Origin of the sequence: Burkholderia sp. RS01, from assembly GCF_039748055.1 — a bacterium.
Taxonomy (GTDB): domain Bacteria; phylum Actinomycetota; class Actinomycetes; order Actinomycetales; family Micrococcaceae; genus Arthrobacter.
In genome coordinates, this window is record NZ_JBDLAK010000002.1 from 1 (window position 1) to 14366 (window position 14366).

A 14366-nucleotide genomic window follows, 5' to 3' on the forward strand; every position below is an offset into this window, starting at 1 on the left:
CATCCACGCCGCCATCGATGACCACACCCGCCTGGCCTACGCCGAAATCCACCCGGACGAGAAAGGCCCGACCGCGGCGGCATTCCTCCTCCGGGCCGCCGGGTTCTTCAAAGCGCAGGGCATCAGGACAATCGAACGCATCATCACCGACAACGCCTTCGCCTACCGGAAGTCCGCCGCTTTCAAGGCCGCCGCGGCACAGCTCGGCGCCGAACAGCGATTCATAAAACCTCACTGCCCGTGGACCAACGGCAAGATCGAGCGTTTCAACCGGACCCTGGCAGCCGAATGGGCCTACGCCAAGCCATTTACCAGCAACATCGAACGAGCTGCGGCGCTTGACCCGTGGCTGAACTACTACAACACTGAACGCATCCACGCCGCCATCAACAGCACCCCGATCACGCGAGTGTCACTAACCTAATGGCCGGGTACACCTAGCGCGCGGCGGGGGAGGCCGTGACCACCACGTTCTTGCCCCACGGGTCCTCGGTGTAGCAGCTGATCAGGACGATCCTGTTGGGCACGATGTTCCAGATGTCGCTGTCCTTGAGGGTGTCCTTGCGGTGCGTGATCACCGAATCCACCACGTAGTCCAAGGACCCCTTGGCCGTGGTGACCCGGACTGCCTTGCCCACCAGGGACTCGTCGCTCAGCCGGTTGAAGGGTGCCTCTTTGCCGTCCCAGCTGTGCCCGGCGATGTACGTGGTGTTCTTGGAGCCCGAGCCCGGCACGCCGTAGTTGGTCAGCCAGTAGGCATCGAGCGTGAGCGGCGGGACCAGGGACTCCGACGAGAGTTCCTCAGCGCTGGGCGTCAGCGGCAGGACCTTCACATCGATGTTCGCCGCCTTAATGCTGATCCGGGTGGGCGCGGCGGCGGCCGGTCCGGCAGGCTTCGCTGGCCGTACAGGTGTGCGCGGACCAGGCACCGTGGCCAGTGCGCTGGCGGTGGCGGTGGGGAAGCCTGGCTGTCCGACGGCGGGGCTGCCACAGCCGGTGAGCGGAGCCAGGAACAGGACGGCCGCGAGCCCGGCGGCGGGCACCGCAAGCCAGCGCCGGCGGAGGGGCCGGAGTCGGCTTGGCGTGGTGTGCGGTCCAACGGTCTGCGGGTCCATGGCGGTGCGGCTAGCTGTGCTCAGCTATTTGGAGGTCCGCTCCAGGCGGCGCATCCTCAGCGCCACGGTGGCGGGGACAGCAATGCCGGCGGCGAGCAGCCCGGCCAGCAGCGCCAGGCCCGGGTGAACGCCGGGTTCGGCATGGGCCGCCGTCTGCACGTTCAGGCCCTTGTTCGTGGCCACAACCGGAGTGGCGTTGACCGCCCCCGCGGGTGCTGCCGTGATCGGTTTGGTGACTACCGGCGTCGTACTTCCGGGCGGGGTGACCGCGGGGTCAACGCCGTCGCAGGCGGTCAGGAAGGCCTCGAAGAGTCCCGTGATGCCTGCGGCAGAGGCCTCGTCGAGGGAGACGGCCGCCAGGGCCGTTTCGAAGTCGCGCGCTGCCGCCTCCAGCACGCCCTGGGCGTCGCGGATCTCCGGGGTGTCAATCGCGGCGTTGTACGCGTCCTGGCTATCCTGCAGGGCCTGCTCTGCGGCGTCCGCCGCGGCTTCTGCCTCGTCGGCAGCGGCCGTTGCCGCCGCGATGGCAGCAGGGTCGCCTGAATCCTCGGCGGCCTCCGCAGCTGCCTCGGCGGCGTCTTCGGCGGCGCGGGCGGCTTCGAGGCCGTCGATGGCGGCAGCGACGGCGGCGCTCTCGTCAGCAGAGGCCGCTTCGACCAGTGCGGCGTAGGCTGCCTGCGCGGTGGCCGCGGCTTGTGAGGTTGCGTCGATCTGCGTAACCGATGCCTCGGTGATGCCCGCGGCGGACAGCGCGGCCTCGAACTGCGAGGAAGCCTGCAGGCATGCGGCGTCCCCGGGCGCGGCTACGGCCGCCGGTGTACCGAGAAAGAGCCCCCCGGCAAGAACTGCCACTGACGAACCAGCGGCGACCCATTTCGATACTGCGGTCATGGTGTGTGCATCTCCTGAAACACGAAGCGGCCGCCGGGACGGCCCCCGGCGGTTTCAGCGCGCGGTCGAGGGGCTCATTGCGGTTCTTCCGTGGAGACCGGACGATCCAAACAGGAGACACTCATGCCGCTGATCGTCCGGTGTGAGACGGCGAGACCTCAGGATTACCTGAATGCCGTCCGAAAGATCGCTGTGAGAGCTAAAAGTACAGAGCAAACGGCACTGAGGCAATCGTTACGCCGGCAAACGCGCCGCCGGCAATCATTGCGCGGCGGGGGTTTCCGGCGCCCGGACCACCTCGAAGGCCAGCGGATCCAGCAGCTTCCGGGTCCCGCTCCGGGCGTCGAGGATCCAGAACATGCCGAGGATCGGCACCGTTTCCGTGACTTTCCCCTGGTAATACATGGTGCCGTTGTGGCGGGCCTCGATGACGTCGCCGGGTGAGAGGTCACCGCAGTGGGTGATCCTTCGCGTCGTTGCCTCGTTCATGGCGGGCTCCATCCTGGCGTTACTTGCGCCTTGACCCTGCGCGCCCCGGGCATTTTGGCGTCCACTGGCACGCTGCGCCGGTTGGCGCCCTTTCAGGATGGGGCCCCCACGTTGCCGCGCCGTTTCGGCCAGGTGATTTCCCCGTGTCCTACTGCCCCGTATGACACACTCCGCGCGCAGAGCTGCTGCGCTTAAAACACTACGCGCGCCCGGGGCTCCCCGCACGCCCTGCCCGCCCGGCACCGCGGGTTCCCCGCGGGCGCCGCGCCCGCCGCGCCGGCGATGCTGCAGTACCCGCCGCGGGCGTCCCTGACGGCGCCGATTCAGCGGCCAGCTCAGCACTGCGGCCCCGCGCCAGCACGGCCAGGGAAGGCGCGATGGACAGGTTGGGCTCATGCCGCGTCAGGTCGCGCGCACGGAGCACCGTCATGGACCGCGCGGCCACTTTGAGGACCGAGCCGGCGACGAGCGGCACGCGTTCCACTCCGTTCCCGGCGGTGTTGATCACCATGTCCCAGGACGCCGCGAACTCGCCGGCGGGAAGCGTGAACTTGATGTCGTCGTCGTGCGCGTTGAAGTACAGCAGGAAGTTCACGTCCGTGATCTGCCGGCCGCGGTCGTCCCGGCCCTGGATCCCGTCGCCGTTGAGGAACACGCCGATGGTCCGGCCGAACCCGCGGCCCCAGTCCTCCGGCAGCATCTCCGTGCCGTCCTCGTTCAGCCACACGATGTCCGGCAGCTTCTCGCCCTTGCCGAGGCGGCGCACCGGCCGCCCGTCGAAGAACGTGCTGCGGCGGAACGTGGGGTGCGCGGCGCGCAGCCTGTTCACCGCGGCCGTGAACTCCAGTAGCGGCTGGTCCACCTCGTCCCATTTCACCCAGCTCAGCTCCGAGTCCTGGCAGTACACGTTGTTGTTGCCCAGCTGCGTCCGGCCCAGCTCATCGCCGTGCAGGATCATGGGCACGCCCTGCGAGAGCAGCATGGTGGCGATGAAGTTCCGCTGCTGCCGGGCCCGCAGGTTCCGGATTTCCGGGTCCTCCGTGGGCCCCTCCACGCCGCAGTTCCACGACCGGTTGTGCGATTCGCCGTCCCGGTTGTCCTCCCCGTTGGCGGCGTTGTGCTTCGCGTTGTAGGAGACCAGGTCCCGCATGGTGAAACCGTCGTGGGCGGTGACGAAGTTGATGGACGCCACCGGCCGCCGTCCCGAGCGCTCATAGAGGTCCGACGAGCCGGTCAGGCGCGACGCGAACTCGCCCAGCGTGGCCGGCTCGCCCCGCCAGAAATCCCGCACGGTGTCCCGGTACTTGCCGTTCCACTCCGTCCACTGCGGCGGGAAGTTGCCCACCTGGTAGCCGCCGGGCCCCACATCCCACGGCTCGGCAATCAGCTTGACCTGCGACACGATGGGGTCCTGCTGGACCAGTTCGAAGAACGTGGAGAGCCGGTCGACGTCGTAAAACTCCCGGGCCAGCGCCGCGGCGAGGTCGAAGCGGAAGCCGTCCACGTGCATCTCCGTGACCCAGTACCGCAGCGAATCCATGAGCAGCTGCAGCGAATGCGGGTGCCGCACGTTCAGCGTGTTCCCGGTGCCGGTGTAGTCCACGTAATGCTGCCTGGCGCCGTCCACCAGCCGGTAGTACGCCGCGTTGTCGATGCCCCGGAAACTCAACGTGGGGCCCAGGTGGTTCCCTTCCGCCGTATGGTTGTAGACGACGTCGAGGATCACCTCGATCCCCGCACGGTGTAGTGAGCGGACCATCGCCTTGAAGTCCTGGACCTGCTGGCCCATCTCTCCGATGGCGCTGTACGTGTTCTGCGGCGCGAAAAACCCGATGGTGTTGTAGCCCCAGTAATTGCCCAGGCCCTTCTCCTGCAGCGCGCCGTCGTTGACGAACTGGTGCACGGGCATCAGCTCAATCGCGGTCACGCCCAGCATCTGCAGGTGCGTTATGACGGCGGGATGCGCGACGGCGGCGAAGGTGCCGCGCTGCTCTTCGGGAACCTCCGGATGCAGCTGCGTGAGCCCCTTGACGTGGGCTTCGTAGATGACGGAGCGGTGGTACGGGGTCCTGGGCGGGTGGTCCCCGGCCCAGTCGAAGAACGGGTTGATCACCACGCCCAGCATGGTGTGCGCGGCGGAGTCCTGGTCGTTGCGGGAGAGCGGATCGCCGGCGTTGAACGAGTACAGCGACGGATGCCAGTCCATCTTCCCGGCGATGGCCTTGGCGTAGGGATCCAGCAGCAGCTTGTTCGGGTTGCAGCGCTGGCCCCTGGGCGGATCGTACGGGCCGTACACGCGGTATCCGTACATCTGCCCGGGCTGGACCTGCGGGAGGTAACAGTGCCAGACGTACCCGTCCACTTCGACGAGGTCCACGCGGGACTCCGTGCCGTCGTCGGCCATCAAACACAGCTGGACGGCCCTGGCCGCCTCGCTGAACACGGCGAAGTTGGTCCCCGCCCCGTCGAAGGTTGCACCCAGCGGATACGCGCGGCCCGGCCAGACTTCCATGGTCACTCCTGTGGCTGTTCAGTTGTCCATGTCAGGGCCGGGTCCGCGCGCCATACCCTGAGACAATGCTAAGCAGACTTAGTAGAATCGCCAAGCAGTTTCGCCGTGCGGCCGCCAAGCATTTGTGATCCTCGCCTCTCCGCCGGTCCGTTTCCGGGGAGTCCGCGGGCCTCCGCACGGCGGGCTGCCTAGGATGCAGGGATGACTCCGCCAGACAGCCCGCCGCCCTTCAGCCTCCGCAGTATCGCTGTTCCGGCGTTCGGGCCGGCGCTGCTGTTCAACGTCGGGGAGGGCGCGGTCCTGCCCGTGGTGGCGCTGTCCGCCCGCGAACTGGGAGCCTCGGTGGCCGTGGCCGCCCTGATCGTCACGCTGATCGGCCTGGGCTCGTGGTTCTTCAACCTCCCGGCGTCCCTCATCACGCTGAAGTTCGGCGAGCGGTGGTCCATTGTGGGCGCCGCCGCGGCGGGCGCGCTGGCGCTGCTGGCCGCCGGGCTGTCCCTGATGATTCCGGACGGGCTGTGGCTGCTCGCCGTGGCGATGGGCGTCGTCGGGATGTCCGCGAGCGTCTTCAGCCTGGCCCGGCAGAAGTACCTGACCGAGGCCGTGCCGGTGGAGTTCCGGGCGCGGGCCCTGTCCACGCTGGGCGGCGTGAGCCGGATCGGCATCTTCATAGGACCGTTCGTGGGGGCCGCGGTGATGCATTTCGCCGGCATCAGCGGCGCCTACTGGGTGGGCGTGGCCGGGATGGCGGCGGCGGCCGTGCTGGCCGTGACCATCCCCGACCTGGTGGTGGCGCCGTCGTCCTCCGCAGCCGGCCCGGACCCCACGCTGCGCGGCGTGGCCGTGTCGCACGCCGGCGTGTTCCTGACCGCCGGCGCCGGGATCCTGCTGCTCAGCGCCCTGCGGGCATCACGCCAGGTGGTCATCCCGCTGTGGGCTGACCATGTGGGCCTCGACGCGACGCAGGCCTCGCTGCTGTACGGGCTTTCCGGGGCGATCGACATGCTGGTGTTCTACCCGGCGGGCAAGGTGATGGACCGGCGCGGGCGGCTGTGGGTGGCAATTCCGTCCACGCTCATCATGGGCACAGCGCTGATGCTGATACCGCTCACCGCGGCGTTCACCGGCCTGCTGCTCGCGGCCCTGCTGATCGGTTTTGGCAACGGAATCAGCTCCGGCCTGGTGATGACCCTGGGCGCCGATTTCTCGCCCGACCGCGGCCGCGGGCAGTTCCTGGGACTGTGGCGGTTCATCGCCGACGCCGGATCCACGGGCGGGCCCGTGCTCCTCTCCGCGGTCACCGCCGTCTCTTCGCTGGCCGCGGGCGTGACGGCCACCGGCGTCCTGGGCTTCGCGGCGGCAGGCGTGTTCGCCGTCGTCCTCCCCAAACTCAAGCACCGCCGGAACTACTGACGCCCGCCTGCTGGCTCCTGCCTGCTCCGGCTTGTGGCGTTTAGCCGGCCTGCTTGTGGCTTTGCCCGGCCTCCCGGGTCTTCCGCGCCGTGAGCAGCAGGTATTCCCAGTCCATCTGCGACGGGGCATCGCCGTGCGCGTCGCTGAAGGCATCGGCGAGCTCCGTGAGGGCTGTGTCCAGGGCTTTCACTTTGTCTGCGTCGCCGGCGAGGGACTTGTAGACGGAGATGGTGGGGCCGTAGTGGGACTTGAAGTACCGCAGGAAGTCGTCCGGTTCGTGAAAGCTGGTGACGGTGACCGTCTGCTTCCGGGCCTGGATGTCCGCGATGCTGTCACCGAACAGCTCGCGGATGTGGTCCTCGCTTCCCCACAGCGGGGGCGGCTGCGCGCCGGGCGGGGGCGGGGGAGAGAACGGCTTCATCGTTTTGAACATCTGCCCGATAAAGCCTTCGGGCGTCCAGTTCAGCAGCCCGATGGTTCCGCCCGGCTTGCACACCCGGACCAGTTCGTCGGCGCCCGCCTGGTGGTGCGGGGCGAACATGACGCCCAGGCAGGAGATCACGGCGTCGAACTCGTTGTCCGGGAACGGAAGCGCCTCGGCGTCCCCTTCGATCCATTCCAGCTCAACGCCGCGATCGGCGGCCTCGCGGCGCCCGGCGTCGAACATCTCCGGGGTGAGGTCGCTGGCCACCACCTCGGCACCCATCAGGGCCGCGGGAATTGCCGCGTTGCCGGCGCCGGCGCCGACGTCCAGCACCCGCTGGCGGGGCCTGAGCGCGCATGCCTCCACGAGGATGGCTCCGAGGTTTGGGATGAGCTCGCTGGCGAGGGCCGGGTAATCGCCCTGCGCCCACATGGCCCGGTGCTTTTCCTTCAGGGCGTGGTCCGCTGCGGCTGCATCTTTGTGGTCATTCATGTCGGCGCCCCTCTGCTGGTGCACGTTTCGGTGACAGCGCGCTGCTGACCCAGCGGAGGCTGTGGTGCGCCTTATTGTGGGCTTCGGCGCAGGGGATGTAAAGGAGACCGGGACCGAACTGCCCAACTAGGTCGCAGGTGACGCCGTTTTGAGGGCTCAGAACCGCGTCAGCTGCGACTCAGTTGGGTGAGGCGGGCAGGGAGGGCGCTTTTGCGACGGAGGCCCGCTTGCCCTGGGTGGGCCGCTTACTGAGGGGGCGCTTATCCCGGGTAATCCGCCTTCAGGAGTGCCGACTGGTTCGCGAAGACGGGGTCGCCAGTCTGCCTACCCAGAATGGCCAGCTGGCTGGTCACGCCCTTGTGGTAGGTCGCGGGAGTACGCCACACGTACTGGCCGTAGGCGCTGGCTGCGTACCACGAGATGGTTCCGGGGCGCCGGTACACATTGAAGTGGTCGCGGATGGCTGTTGCCGCGGTGTTGAACATGAATTGGGACGTGGGATTCTTGGTGAGCCGGTAATAGTCGTAGGCTCCCCAGGCAGCGTAAATGTGCCCGTTGACGACCCGCGAGGAGGGAATGTCCTTGCCGACGTACTCCTCGAACCACACGTAGATTTTGCTGCCCTCAAGGACCTGGTCCTTGAACCACGGCTGGCCGTTCCGTTTCGACACCTGGTAGGACTTGAAAACGCGGTCGGCATGGGTCTTCCAATAGGTGTTCCCGGTGGTCTCATAAAGGTTCACGAGCGTCGAGAGCATCATTCCCTGGGCCATTCCCGAATACCACGGCCGGCCCATGTCAATCCTGTTGCCCGGGGTGTGCCGGAAGTTGTAGGGAAACCACGTGGCACCGCTTGCATCGGAGAACGAGCCCGACAGGATGTACCGTGTGGTGGCCTCGGCGCGCCGCAGATACTCCCGGTTTTTGGTCACCCGGTACGAAGAGATCATCTGGTTGATGAACCAGGCGCTGTTGACCGGGTGGTACACCGCCACGTTGTTGATCTTGATCTGCACCACGCCCTGGCTGTTCACGGTGCCCCATGTTGTTGCCGTCAAAGGCACCACGGCGGTGCCGATGTACGGCGACCCGAGGGCCGTGTTTATGGTGTAGCCCGCATTGGCATACGTGAGCTTTACCGGTGCCGCCTGGGATGACACCCCGGCCGCCAGGAGAATCGCCACAACCGCACTGAGAGCCGAAACAGAACGCGAAAAGCCACGGAAGCGCAAAAGAATTCCCCCATTATTCAAGTCAAGATGCGCCCATGCTAGCAAGGTTGATCCCGCATCCGAGCTACCCGGTCGCGGGGCGCCCAAGCGGTGCTCTGCTGTCCGCACGGCGAGGGGCCTCACCCTCCGGCTGACCGCCCAAGTTTTCCCCAAGCGGGTTCCCGCACACTTCGAACACACTTCTCTGGGGACTGCCGGGCACCGTGTCCGGCTGAGCGAGGAAGGAGTTCCGATGATTTTTGAAAGCAGCACTAAGCGCCGCCCGCAAACACAGCCCGGCGGAATCACGGCCGCAGGCGATCGCGGCCTCGCGGCCAAAGCACAAAAGTGGGAGGCGTCGGCTTGCCAGGCACTCAGGCCGGTGGCGCTGCGCCTCCTGCGGGTGGTGCTCGGCGTGGTCTTCGTCTGGTTCGGCGGGCTGAAGATCACCGGCAACTCACCTGTGGCCGGACTGATCGCCAAAACCCTGCCGTTCGGCAATGACCAGTTGGTTGTGGTCACGCTCGGCACAGGGGAAGTTCTCCTCGGGGCGATGCTCATGGCAGGGGTCTTCGTTCGCCTGACGCTGCTGGTCATGGCCCTGCACCTGGCGGGAACGTTTGCGACCTTTGTGATGGCTCCGGACGCCATGTTCACCCAGGGCGACCCCCTCATGCTGACCGCCAGCGGCGAATTCGTGATGAAGAATGCGGTCCTCATCTCGGCGGCCTTGGTCCTCATCGCGCACACGGGCCGGAGGGGCTCGTCGCACGAGGCCGCACCCGCTCCCGCGGCGCTCAACTGAGTAGCAGTTCGCGCCGTTTTCAGCGCTGATAACTGCGCGAGCTGCGACCTAGTTGGGTTGGGGAGTGCGGGAGGTGCGGCTACCGCTCAGCTGATTCCCGCCGTCGGGCCGCGTAGGCGAACAGCGACGTCGTCGCCACGGTGGCCAGGTACCCCGCAATCACGATCAGCGAAATGCCGGCCCAGAAGTAGTTGGTGGTGCTGTCCTCCTGGCTCAGGCCCGGGGCGATCTTGATCAGCGAGTACACGGCCACCGCGGCCGACGCCAGCCCCAGCACCACCGGCAGCGCGACCCACAGCCGGGCCGAGGCCCAGTGCCCGCCAAAGCCGTCCCAGACACTCCACTCGTGGTTGTCGTTGCGGATGATCAGCCAGCCCGCCGGGATCATGAAACAGCCCACCAGCAGGAACGCGGCCACCACATCCGCCGGCCGGTGCCACTGGTTCACCAGCGTGGACATCCCTGACGCAATCGCGAAACTGCCGCCCACAAAACCCGCCAGCGGACGCCACCGCGGCGACGCCATCAGGAACACGGCGGCAGCCGCCGACGCCGCCAACGTGGTGTGGCCGGACGGCAGCGAGTTCAGCTCCAGCGTCTCCACGCCCCGGTACGGCCGCACCGGCAGCAGCTCCTTGAGCACCTGGGTGGCGATGTTCGCCGCAACGCATGCCGTCACCGCGATGCCCGCGGCCCGCCATCTGCGGTGGATCACCGTCACCAATAGAACCACGACGGCGGCCATCACCAGTGAGATGGTGGGGAGCCAGTCCAGGAACTGGGTGGTGACCTTACCGGCAGGCCCGTGGATGGCCACCGCCTCCACCAGTGCGGACTCGTCGATGAACTGCCCCGTGGTGGTGCGCACAAAATAGTAATAGGTGGCCGCGAGCCCGGTGGCGCAGGCCAGGGTGGCCACGGCAAAGAGGAAGCCGGTGCCCCTGGCGAGGCGAGTCCGGCCCGCTGCCTGCTTGCGTCGGGGGTCCCTGAGCTGGAAAGTCATCGTCACAAGGGTGTCACAGTTTGCTGGGAGGCGCCTGTCCGCCGGGTGGGTGCCCGGAGGACCGGTCTGTCCCCGCGGACTAACGCCCGGAACGTCCCTTTCGACGCCGGCCGGCCGATAGAGTTGGAGCATGGCCGGACTGGTGGATGCGCTGGGGCCCATCCTTGAACTGATGACGTGGGTGGGGTTTGTTCCCGGTGTACCGCTGCTCGTCTGGGGCCTGATCATTGCCCGGCGGCGCTGCGTCTGGACCAGCACCACGGGCGAGGTCTACACCGCCGGCGGATTCACCGGATTCCGCTGGACCGACCAGGACAACGTGCCGCGCCAGACCCTCGTGGACGCCGACGTTGCGCGGGGACTCGTGGCAGGCAACGAGGTGGACCTCCACTACGACCTCTGCCACCCCTCCCGCTGGAGCCTTGGTCCTCCCAAGCATGACAACACTGTCCTGATCCTGGGCTGGATCCTCACCGCGGTGGGCATTCTGTGCACGGTGGGCGGCTTTGTGCTGCTGCTGTTCTGATCGCCTCCGCTTTGTGTGCTTCCGCTAACTGCGGGCCGCTAGGCGTGCGGGTCCATGCTTGGGCCGCGCCCGGGAGTGCGCTGCGAGCGCCCGCCGCGGCGGTTCCTGTCCCGCAGGTGATCAAGGAGTGCCTGCTCCGGATGCCCCGGATTCTCCGCAAGGTGGCGCAGCAGCCGGCGCCGGACGTCGGACCGGGGGTCGGCGGTGGACAGGACACTCTGGATGATGTCCAGCACCTGTTGATGCAGTTCCGAATCGTCGACGCTGACGGTTGAGGGCTGGAAGAGTTGGCCCCCTCCGGCGTGACCCAGCCGCTCCGGCGGAATGGGTTCGTACAGATCACGAAATTCGGTGTGCATCACGGGCTCCTTCACGAGAGGGGAATCTGATTCAGGCTGCCGCCGTGGGCGCTTAGTCATTGCTGCCGCCTCCGGTGCCTTTGTTTCCGGAGAGACCGCCGTTGTGGTCGGGGACGGTGCCCGACGTCGAGTCGTTGCTGTGCGATGAGTCGTCCGTTGAGGACGTTGAGTCGCCAGTGGGAGGCACCGCGGGGGAGGTGACCTGCGCCGGTTCCACGCGCTCCACGATGACGCCGTCTTCCGGAGTGGCGTCCGGCGCCTCGGCGGCCTTTGTGGCAGGCGAGGTGGCGGGGCTGAGCGGGCCGGACTTGAGCGTGGGTGAGGTGGCATTGGGCTGGGGAATCGGGACCTGGCCGGGGCGCTTAGAGTCGCGGAGTACCGGCTCGCGCACTACCACGCCGGAGAATTGGTCAGCCGGTGCCCCGGCGACGGCCTGGGCCCAGACCGAAATGCTGGCAAGCCCGACCAGCGGAATGCTCAGCAACGACCACTTCTTCATCGGCTTGCCTTCCCTCATTGGTGTTTCCACTCTGAGGTGCGAAGGTGAGGCAAGTATTAGACGCGGATGAGAGTCTTCTCATGCGCCGCTAGACGGCCGCACGCTCCTGGCCGTTGGGGTCGCCGTTGCGGTCTTTGTTGCCGGATACGTCCCCGTACGGGTCACCGGAGCCTTCGGTTTCCCCGGTTTCGGCGCCCGTTTCAGCATCGGCTTCGCCGCCGGTTTCGGTGCCAGCGTGGGTTTCCGCCTGTGGTGCCGGCGTGCACATGAGGCGGTAGCCCACGCCCCTGATGGTCTGGATGCGTTCCGCGCCGAGCTTGTGCCGCAGATACCGGACGTAGACGTCCACGACGTTCGAGGAACCTTCAAAGTGGTAACCCCACACGCGGCTGAGGAGCTGCTCGCGGCTCAAAACCCTGCCTGCGTTCTCCATGAAGGTCCGCGCCATGACAAACTCCCGCGCGGACAGGTCGATCACGCGTCCGCTGATTTCCGCGGTGCGCAGGTTCACGTCCAGGGTCAGGTCTCCGCAGACGAGGGCCGGCGTGGCGGTGATGCCCTGGGTCCCGCGCAGCCGCAGCTTGACGCGGGAGAGGAGCTCTTCGAACCTGAACGGCTTGGTCATGTAGTCGTCCGCCCCGCCGTCGAGCGCTGCCACCGTGTTTTCCAGGCTGTCTGCCGCCGTCAGGACGATCACCGGAACCGTGGAGTGCATGGCCCGGAGGTTCCTGAGGACCGACAGGCCGTCCATCCGCGGCATCCCGATATCCAGGATGAGGAGGTCGAACTCGCCGGAGGTGGCATAGTCCAGCGCCTTCACCCCGTCGAACACCTGGGTGGTGGTGTAACCGGCGGCTGTGAGGCCCTTGGCGAGGAACGCCGCAATGCGGACCTCGTCGTCGGCGATCAGGATCCGCGTCACGGCTTGCCTCCGGCCTGGGTCAGGATCGTAGCGCCCGACGACGGCCTCCTCACGTGCAATTGGACGGCCTTTCCGGCTGTGCTGTCCGCCTCACCGCTGGCTTCTTCGCCGCCGCTGCTGTCGCCGCCTCCGGACGGAATGACCAGCACGAAGCGGCTCCCCTTGCCCACCTCGGATTCCACCCGGACCGTGCCGCCGTGGGCCTCGGCAATGGCCTTGACGATGGACAGGCCCAGGCCCGAGCCCTCGGTGCCGGCGGAATTCGTGCCCTTCCCGAACCGCTCGAAGATGCGCTGGTGGTCCTCGGCGGGAATGCCCGCCCCGGTGTCCGCGACCCAGATCTCCAGGTTTTTGGCGAGGCCGGGCCGCGGGCCGTGCTGAGCGTCGTCGTCGTCGTTCTCCGCCCAAGCAGCCCCCACCGAAATCCGGTCCGTCTCCGACGTGTGCTTCACGGCGTTCGCCGCGAGCTGCTCGACGGCCTGCGTCAGCCGGCGCCGGTCCGCATGGACCAGGCCTCCTGGCTGGGCATCCAGCTGCCAGCGGCGTTCGCCGAGGACCTTGACGCGGTTCAGCGCGGCTACCAGGAAGACGTCGGTTTCGATCCAATCCGGGGAAATGAAGTCTGGACGGCCGCTGCGGGCCAGGATCAGCAGGTCATCCACGAGCTCCTGCATCCGGTCCAGCTCGTCCAGGAGCAAATCCCGTGTCTGGTCGACGTCAGCCGGATCGCCGGCGCGGAGCAGTTCCAGGTAGCCGCGGATGATGGTCATGGGTGTCCGGAGTTCGTGGCTGACATCGTGGACGAAGCGGCGCTGGTTCTCGAAGCCGGACTCCAGCCGCTCCAGCATGTGGTTGAAGTTCATGGCCAGCTGGGCGACGTCGTCCGTGCTGGCCGGCACCTCGACGCGCTTGGTGAGGTCCTCGAACGTGGTGCCTTGGGTCGCCTCCCGCAGCCGCCGGACAGGACTCAGCAGCCGTCCGGTGACCAGGTACCCCACCACGCCCGCCAGCGCCAGCGTTGCCAACGACGCAAGGCCGTAGATCCACATGGACTGGATGATTTCTTGGCGCTGTGCACCGATCTCGTTGGAGACCACCATCAGCCCCTGGTCGGGGCGGCCCTTCACCGAGACGGACGTGATGGCGAGCCTGACCTGCCTGCCGTCAATCTGCGTGTCCCTCAGGACCGTCTGGCCGGGAACCCGCCACTCCCAGACGCGCTGGATGACCGGCTGCGAATTCAGCTTGGTGGGCTGCTTCCCGATGGGCAGGATGATGCTGCCGCCGCGGACCATGGTCATGACGGACTCGGAGCCACCGGGCGACCCGCCCCGCAGGTAGGTGGTGAACAGCTCCTCCAGAGAGGAGTATGCCGCACCGCCGGTGTTCGGCCGGCCCCGCTGCGCCAGACGGTCCAGGTTCTTGCTGGGCATCTGGAGTTCCTGGTTGACGTGCTCATTGAGGTTTTTAAGCTGCGCGGCGTGGGTGAATGCGCCCGAGACGAAAAGCCCTACGGCCATGAACACCAGCAGTGTCGCCAGCACCCGGAACCGGACGGAGTGGACCTCCGCCCGCAGCGCGCTGGCCGGGTTCATTGTTCTGCCTGTGGACGTCGACGGAGTGCCGGCGGGGCCACCTGTGCGGGTATCTGCCGCCGGATTACCTGCGGGTAGGTTAACGCCGAACATGAAATTGCCCGTTCGGC

The 14366-nt window shown here is 67.2% G+C and carries 15 protein-coding genes; 4 read left to right on the top strand and 11 right to left on the bottom strand.

All coding sequences use genetic code 11. The features are described 5' to 3' along the window. The coding region (locus ABFP37_RS01970; RefSeq protein WP_347032575.1) for an integrase core domain-containing protein at positions 1–424 on the top strand (424 nt) is incomplete at its 5' end. Positions 425–437: 13 nt separating this feature from the next. Here the strand turns inward: ABFP37_RS01970 and ABFP37_RS01975 are convergent. The 4 genes from ABFP37_RS01975 to glgX form a co-directional block, all read right to left on the bottom strand. Continuing rightward, positions 438–1115 (bottom strand): class F sortase, encoded by a 678-nt coding sequence (locus ABFP37_RS01975; RefSeq protein WP_347032576.1) that lies wholly within the window; start codon positions 1113–1115, stop codon positions 438–440. Positions 1116–1139: 24 nt separating this feature from the next. Next, positions 1140–2006 carry a hypothetical protein gene (locus tag ABFP37_RS01980; RefSeq protein ID WP_347032577.1) on the bottom strand — a complete coding sequence of 289 codons (867 nt, stop codon included), beginning with the start codon at positions 2004–2006 and terminating at the stop codon, positions 1140–1142. A gap of 261 nt (positions 2007–2267) precedes the next feature. After that, positions 2268–2495, bottom strand: a complete 228-nt coding sequence (locus ABFP37_RS01985; protein ID WP_078029807.1) for a hypothetical protein — start codon at positions 2493–2495, stop codon at positions 2268–2270. Between the two features lie 199 nt (positions 2496–2694). Next, the gene (gene glgX / locus ABFP37_RS01990) at positions 2695–5007 is read right to left on the bottom strand and encodes a glycogen debranching protein GlgX (RefSeq protein ID WP_078029806.1); all 2313 of its coding nucleotides are present in this window, start codon (positions 5005–5007) and stop codon (positions 2695–2697) included. A 201-nt stretch (positions 5008–5208) separates the two neighbouring features. Between glgX and ABFP37_RS01995 the strand changes: the two genes are divergently transcribed. Continuing rightward, on the top strand, positions 5209–6420 hold the full coding sequence (locus ABFP37_RS01995; RefSeq protein ID WP_347032578.1) for an MFS transporter: 1212 nt from the start codon (positions 5209–5211) through the stop codon (positions 6418–6420). A gap of 40 nt (positions 6421–6460) precedes the next feature. On the opposite strand, the gene ABFP37_RS02000 is transcribed toward ABFP37_RS01995, so the two are convergent. Both ABFP37_RS02000 and ABFP37_RS02005 read right to left on the bottom strand, forming a co-directional pair. Beyond that, entirely contained in the window at positions 6461–7336 is an 876-nt protein-coding gene (locus ABFP37_RS02000) for a methyltransferase domain-containing protein (RefSeq protein ID WP_347032579.1), read from the bottom strand. Positions 7337–7596: 260 nt separating this feature from the next. Further along, positions 7597–8520: a D-glucuronyl C5-epimerase family protein gene (locus ABFP37_RS02005; RefSeq protein WP_185982200.1), complete on the bottom strand. Its 924-nt coding sequence runs from the start codon at positions 8518–8520 to the stop codon at positions 7597–7599. Between the two features lie 280 nt (positions 8521–8800). Between ABFP37_RS02005 and ABFP37_RS02010 the strand changes: the two genes are divergently transcribed. Then, on the top strand, positions 8801–9352 hold the full coding sequence (locus ABFP37_RS02010; protein WP_347032580.1) for a DoxX family protein: 552 nt from the start codon (positions 8801–8803) through the stop codon (positions 9350–9352). A 79-nt stretch (positions 9353–9431) separates the two neighbouring features. Here ABFP37_RS02010 and ABFP37_RS02015 read toward each other — a convergent pair whose 3' ends face one another. Beyond that, complete coding sequence (locus ABFP37_RS02015) at positions 9432–10355, bottom strand: phosphatase PAP2 family protein (protein WP_078029802.1); 924 nt, start codon at positions 10353–10355, stop codon at positions 9432–9434. A 130-nt stretch (positions 10356–10485) separates the two neighbouring features. Between ABFP37_RS02015 and ABFP37_RS02020 the strand changes: the two genes are divergently transcribed. Continuing rightward, entirely contained in the window at positions 10486–10881 is a 396-nt protein-coding gene (locus ABFP37_RS02020; protein WP_347032581.1) for a hypothetical protein, read from the top strand. A gap of 38 nt (positions 10882–10919) precedes the next feature. Here ABFP37_RS02020 and ABFP37_RS02025 read toward each other — a convergent pair whose 3' ends face one another. The 4 genes from ABFP37_RS02025 to ABFP37_RS02040 form a co-directional block, all read right to left on the bottom strand. Continuing rightward, positions 10920–11240 (bottom strand): hypothetical protein, encoded by a 321-nt coding sequence (locus ABFP37_RS02025; RefSeq protein WP_347032582.1) that lies wholly within the window; start codon positions 11238–11240, stop codon positions 10920–10922. Between the two features lie 52 nt (positions 11241–11292). After that, positions 11293–11757, bottom strand: a complete 465-nt coding sequence (locus ABFP37_RS02030; protein ID WP_347032583.1) for a hypothetical protein — start codon at positions 11755–11757, stop codon at positions 11293–11295. Between the two features lie 70 nt (positions 11758–11827). Then, positions 11828–12661, bottom strand: a complete 834-nt coding sequence (locus ABFP37_RS02035) for a response regulator transcription factor (protein ID WP_347032584.1) — start codon at positions 12659–12661, stop codon at positions 11828–11830. Continuing rightward, on the bottom strand, positions 12658–14256 hold the full coding sequence (locus tag ABFP37_RS02040) for a HAMP domain-containing sensor histidine kinase (protein WP_078029798.1): 1599 nt from the start codon (positions 14254–14256) through the stop codon (positions 12658–12660). Before ABFP37_RS02040 ends, ABFP37_RS02035 begins: the two co-directional genes overlap by 4 nt. Positions 14257–14366 lie beyond the last annotated feature (110 nt).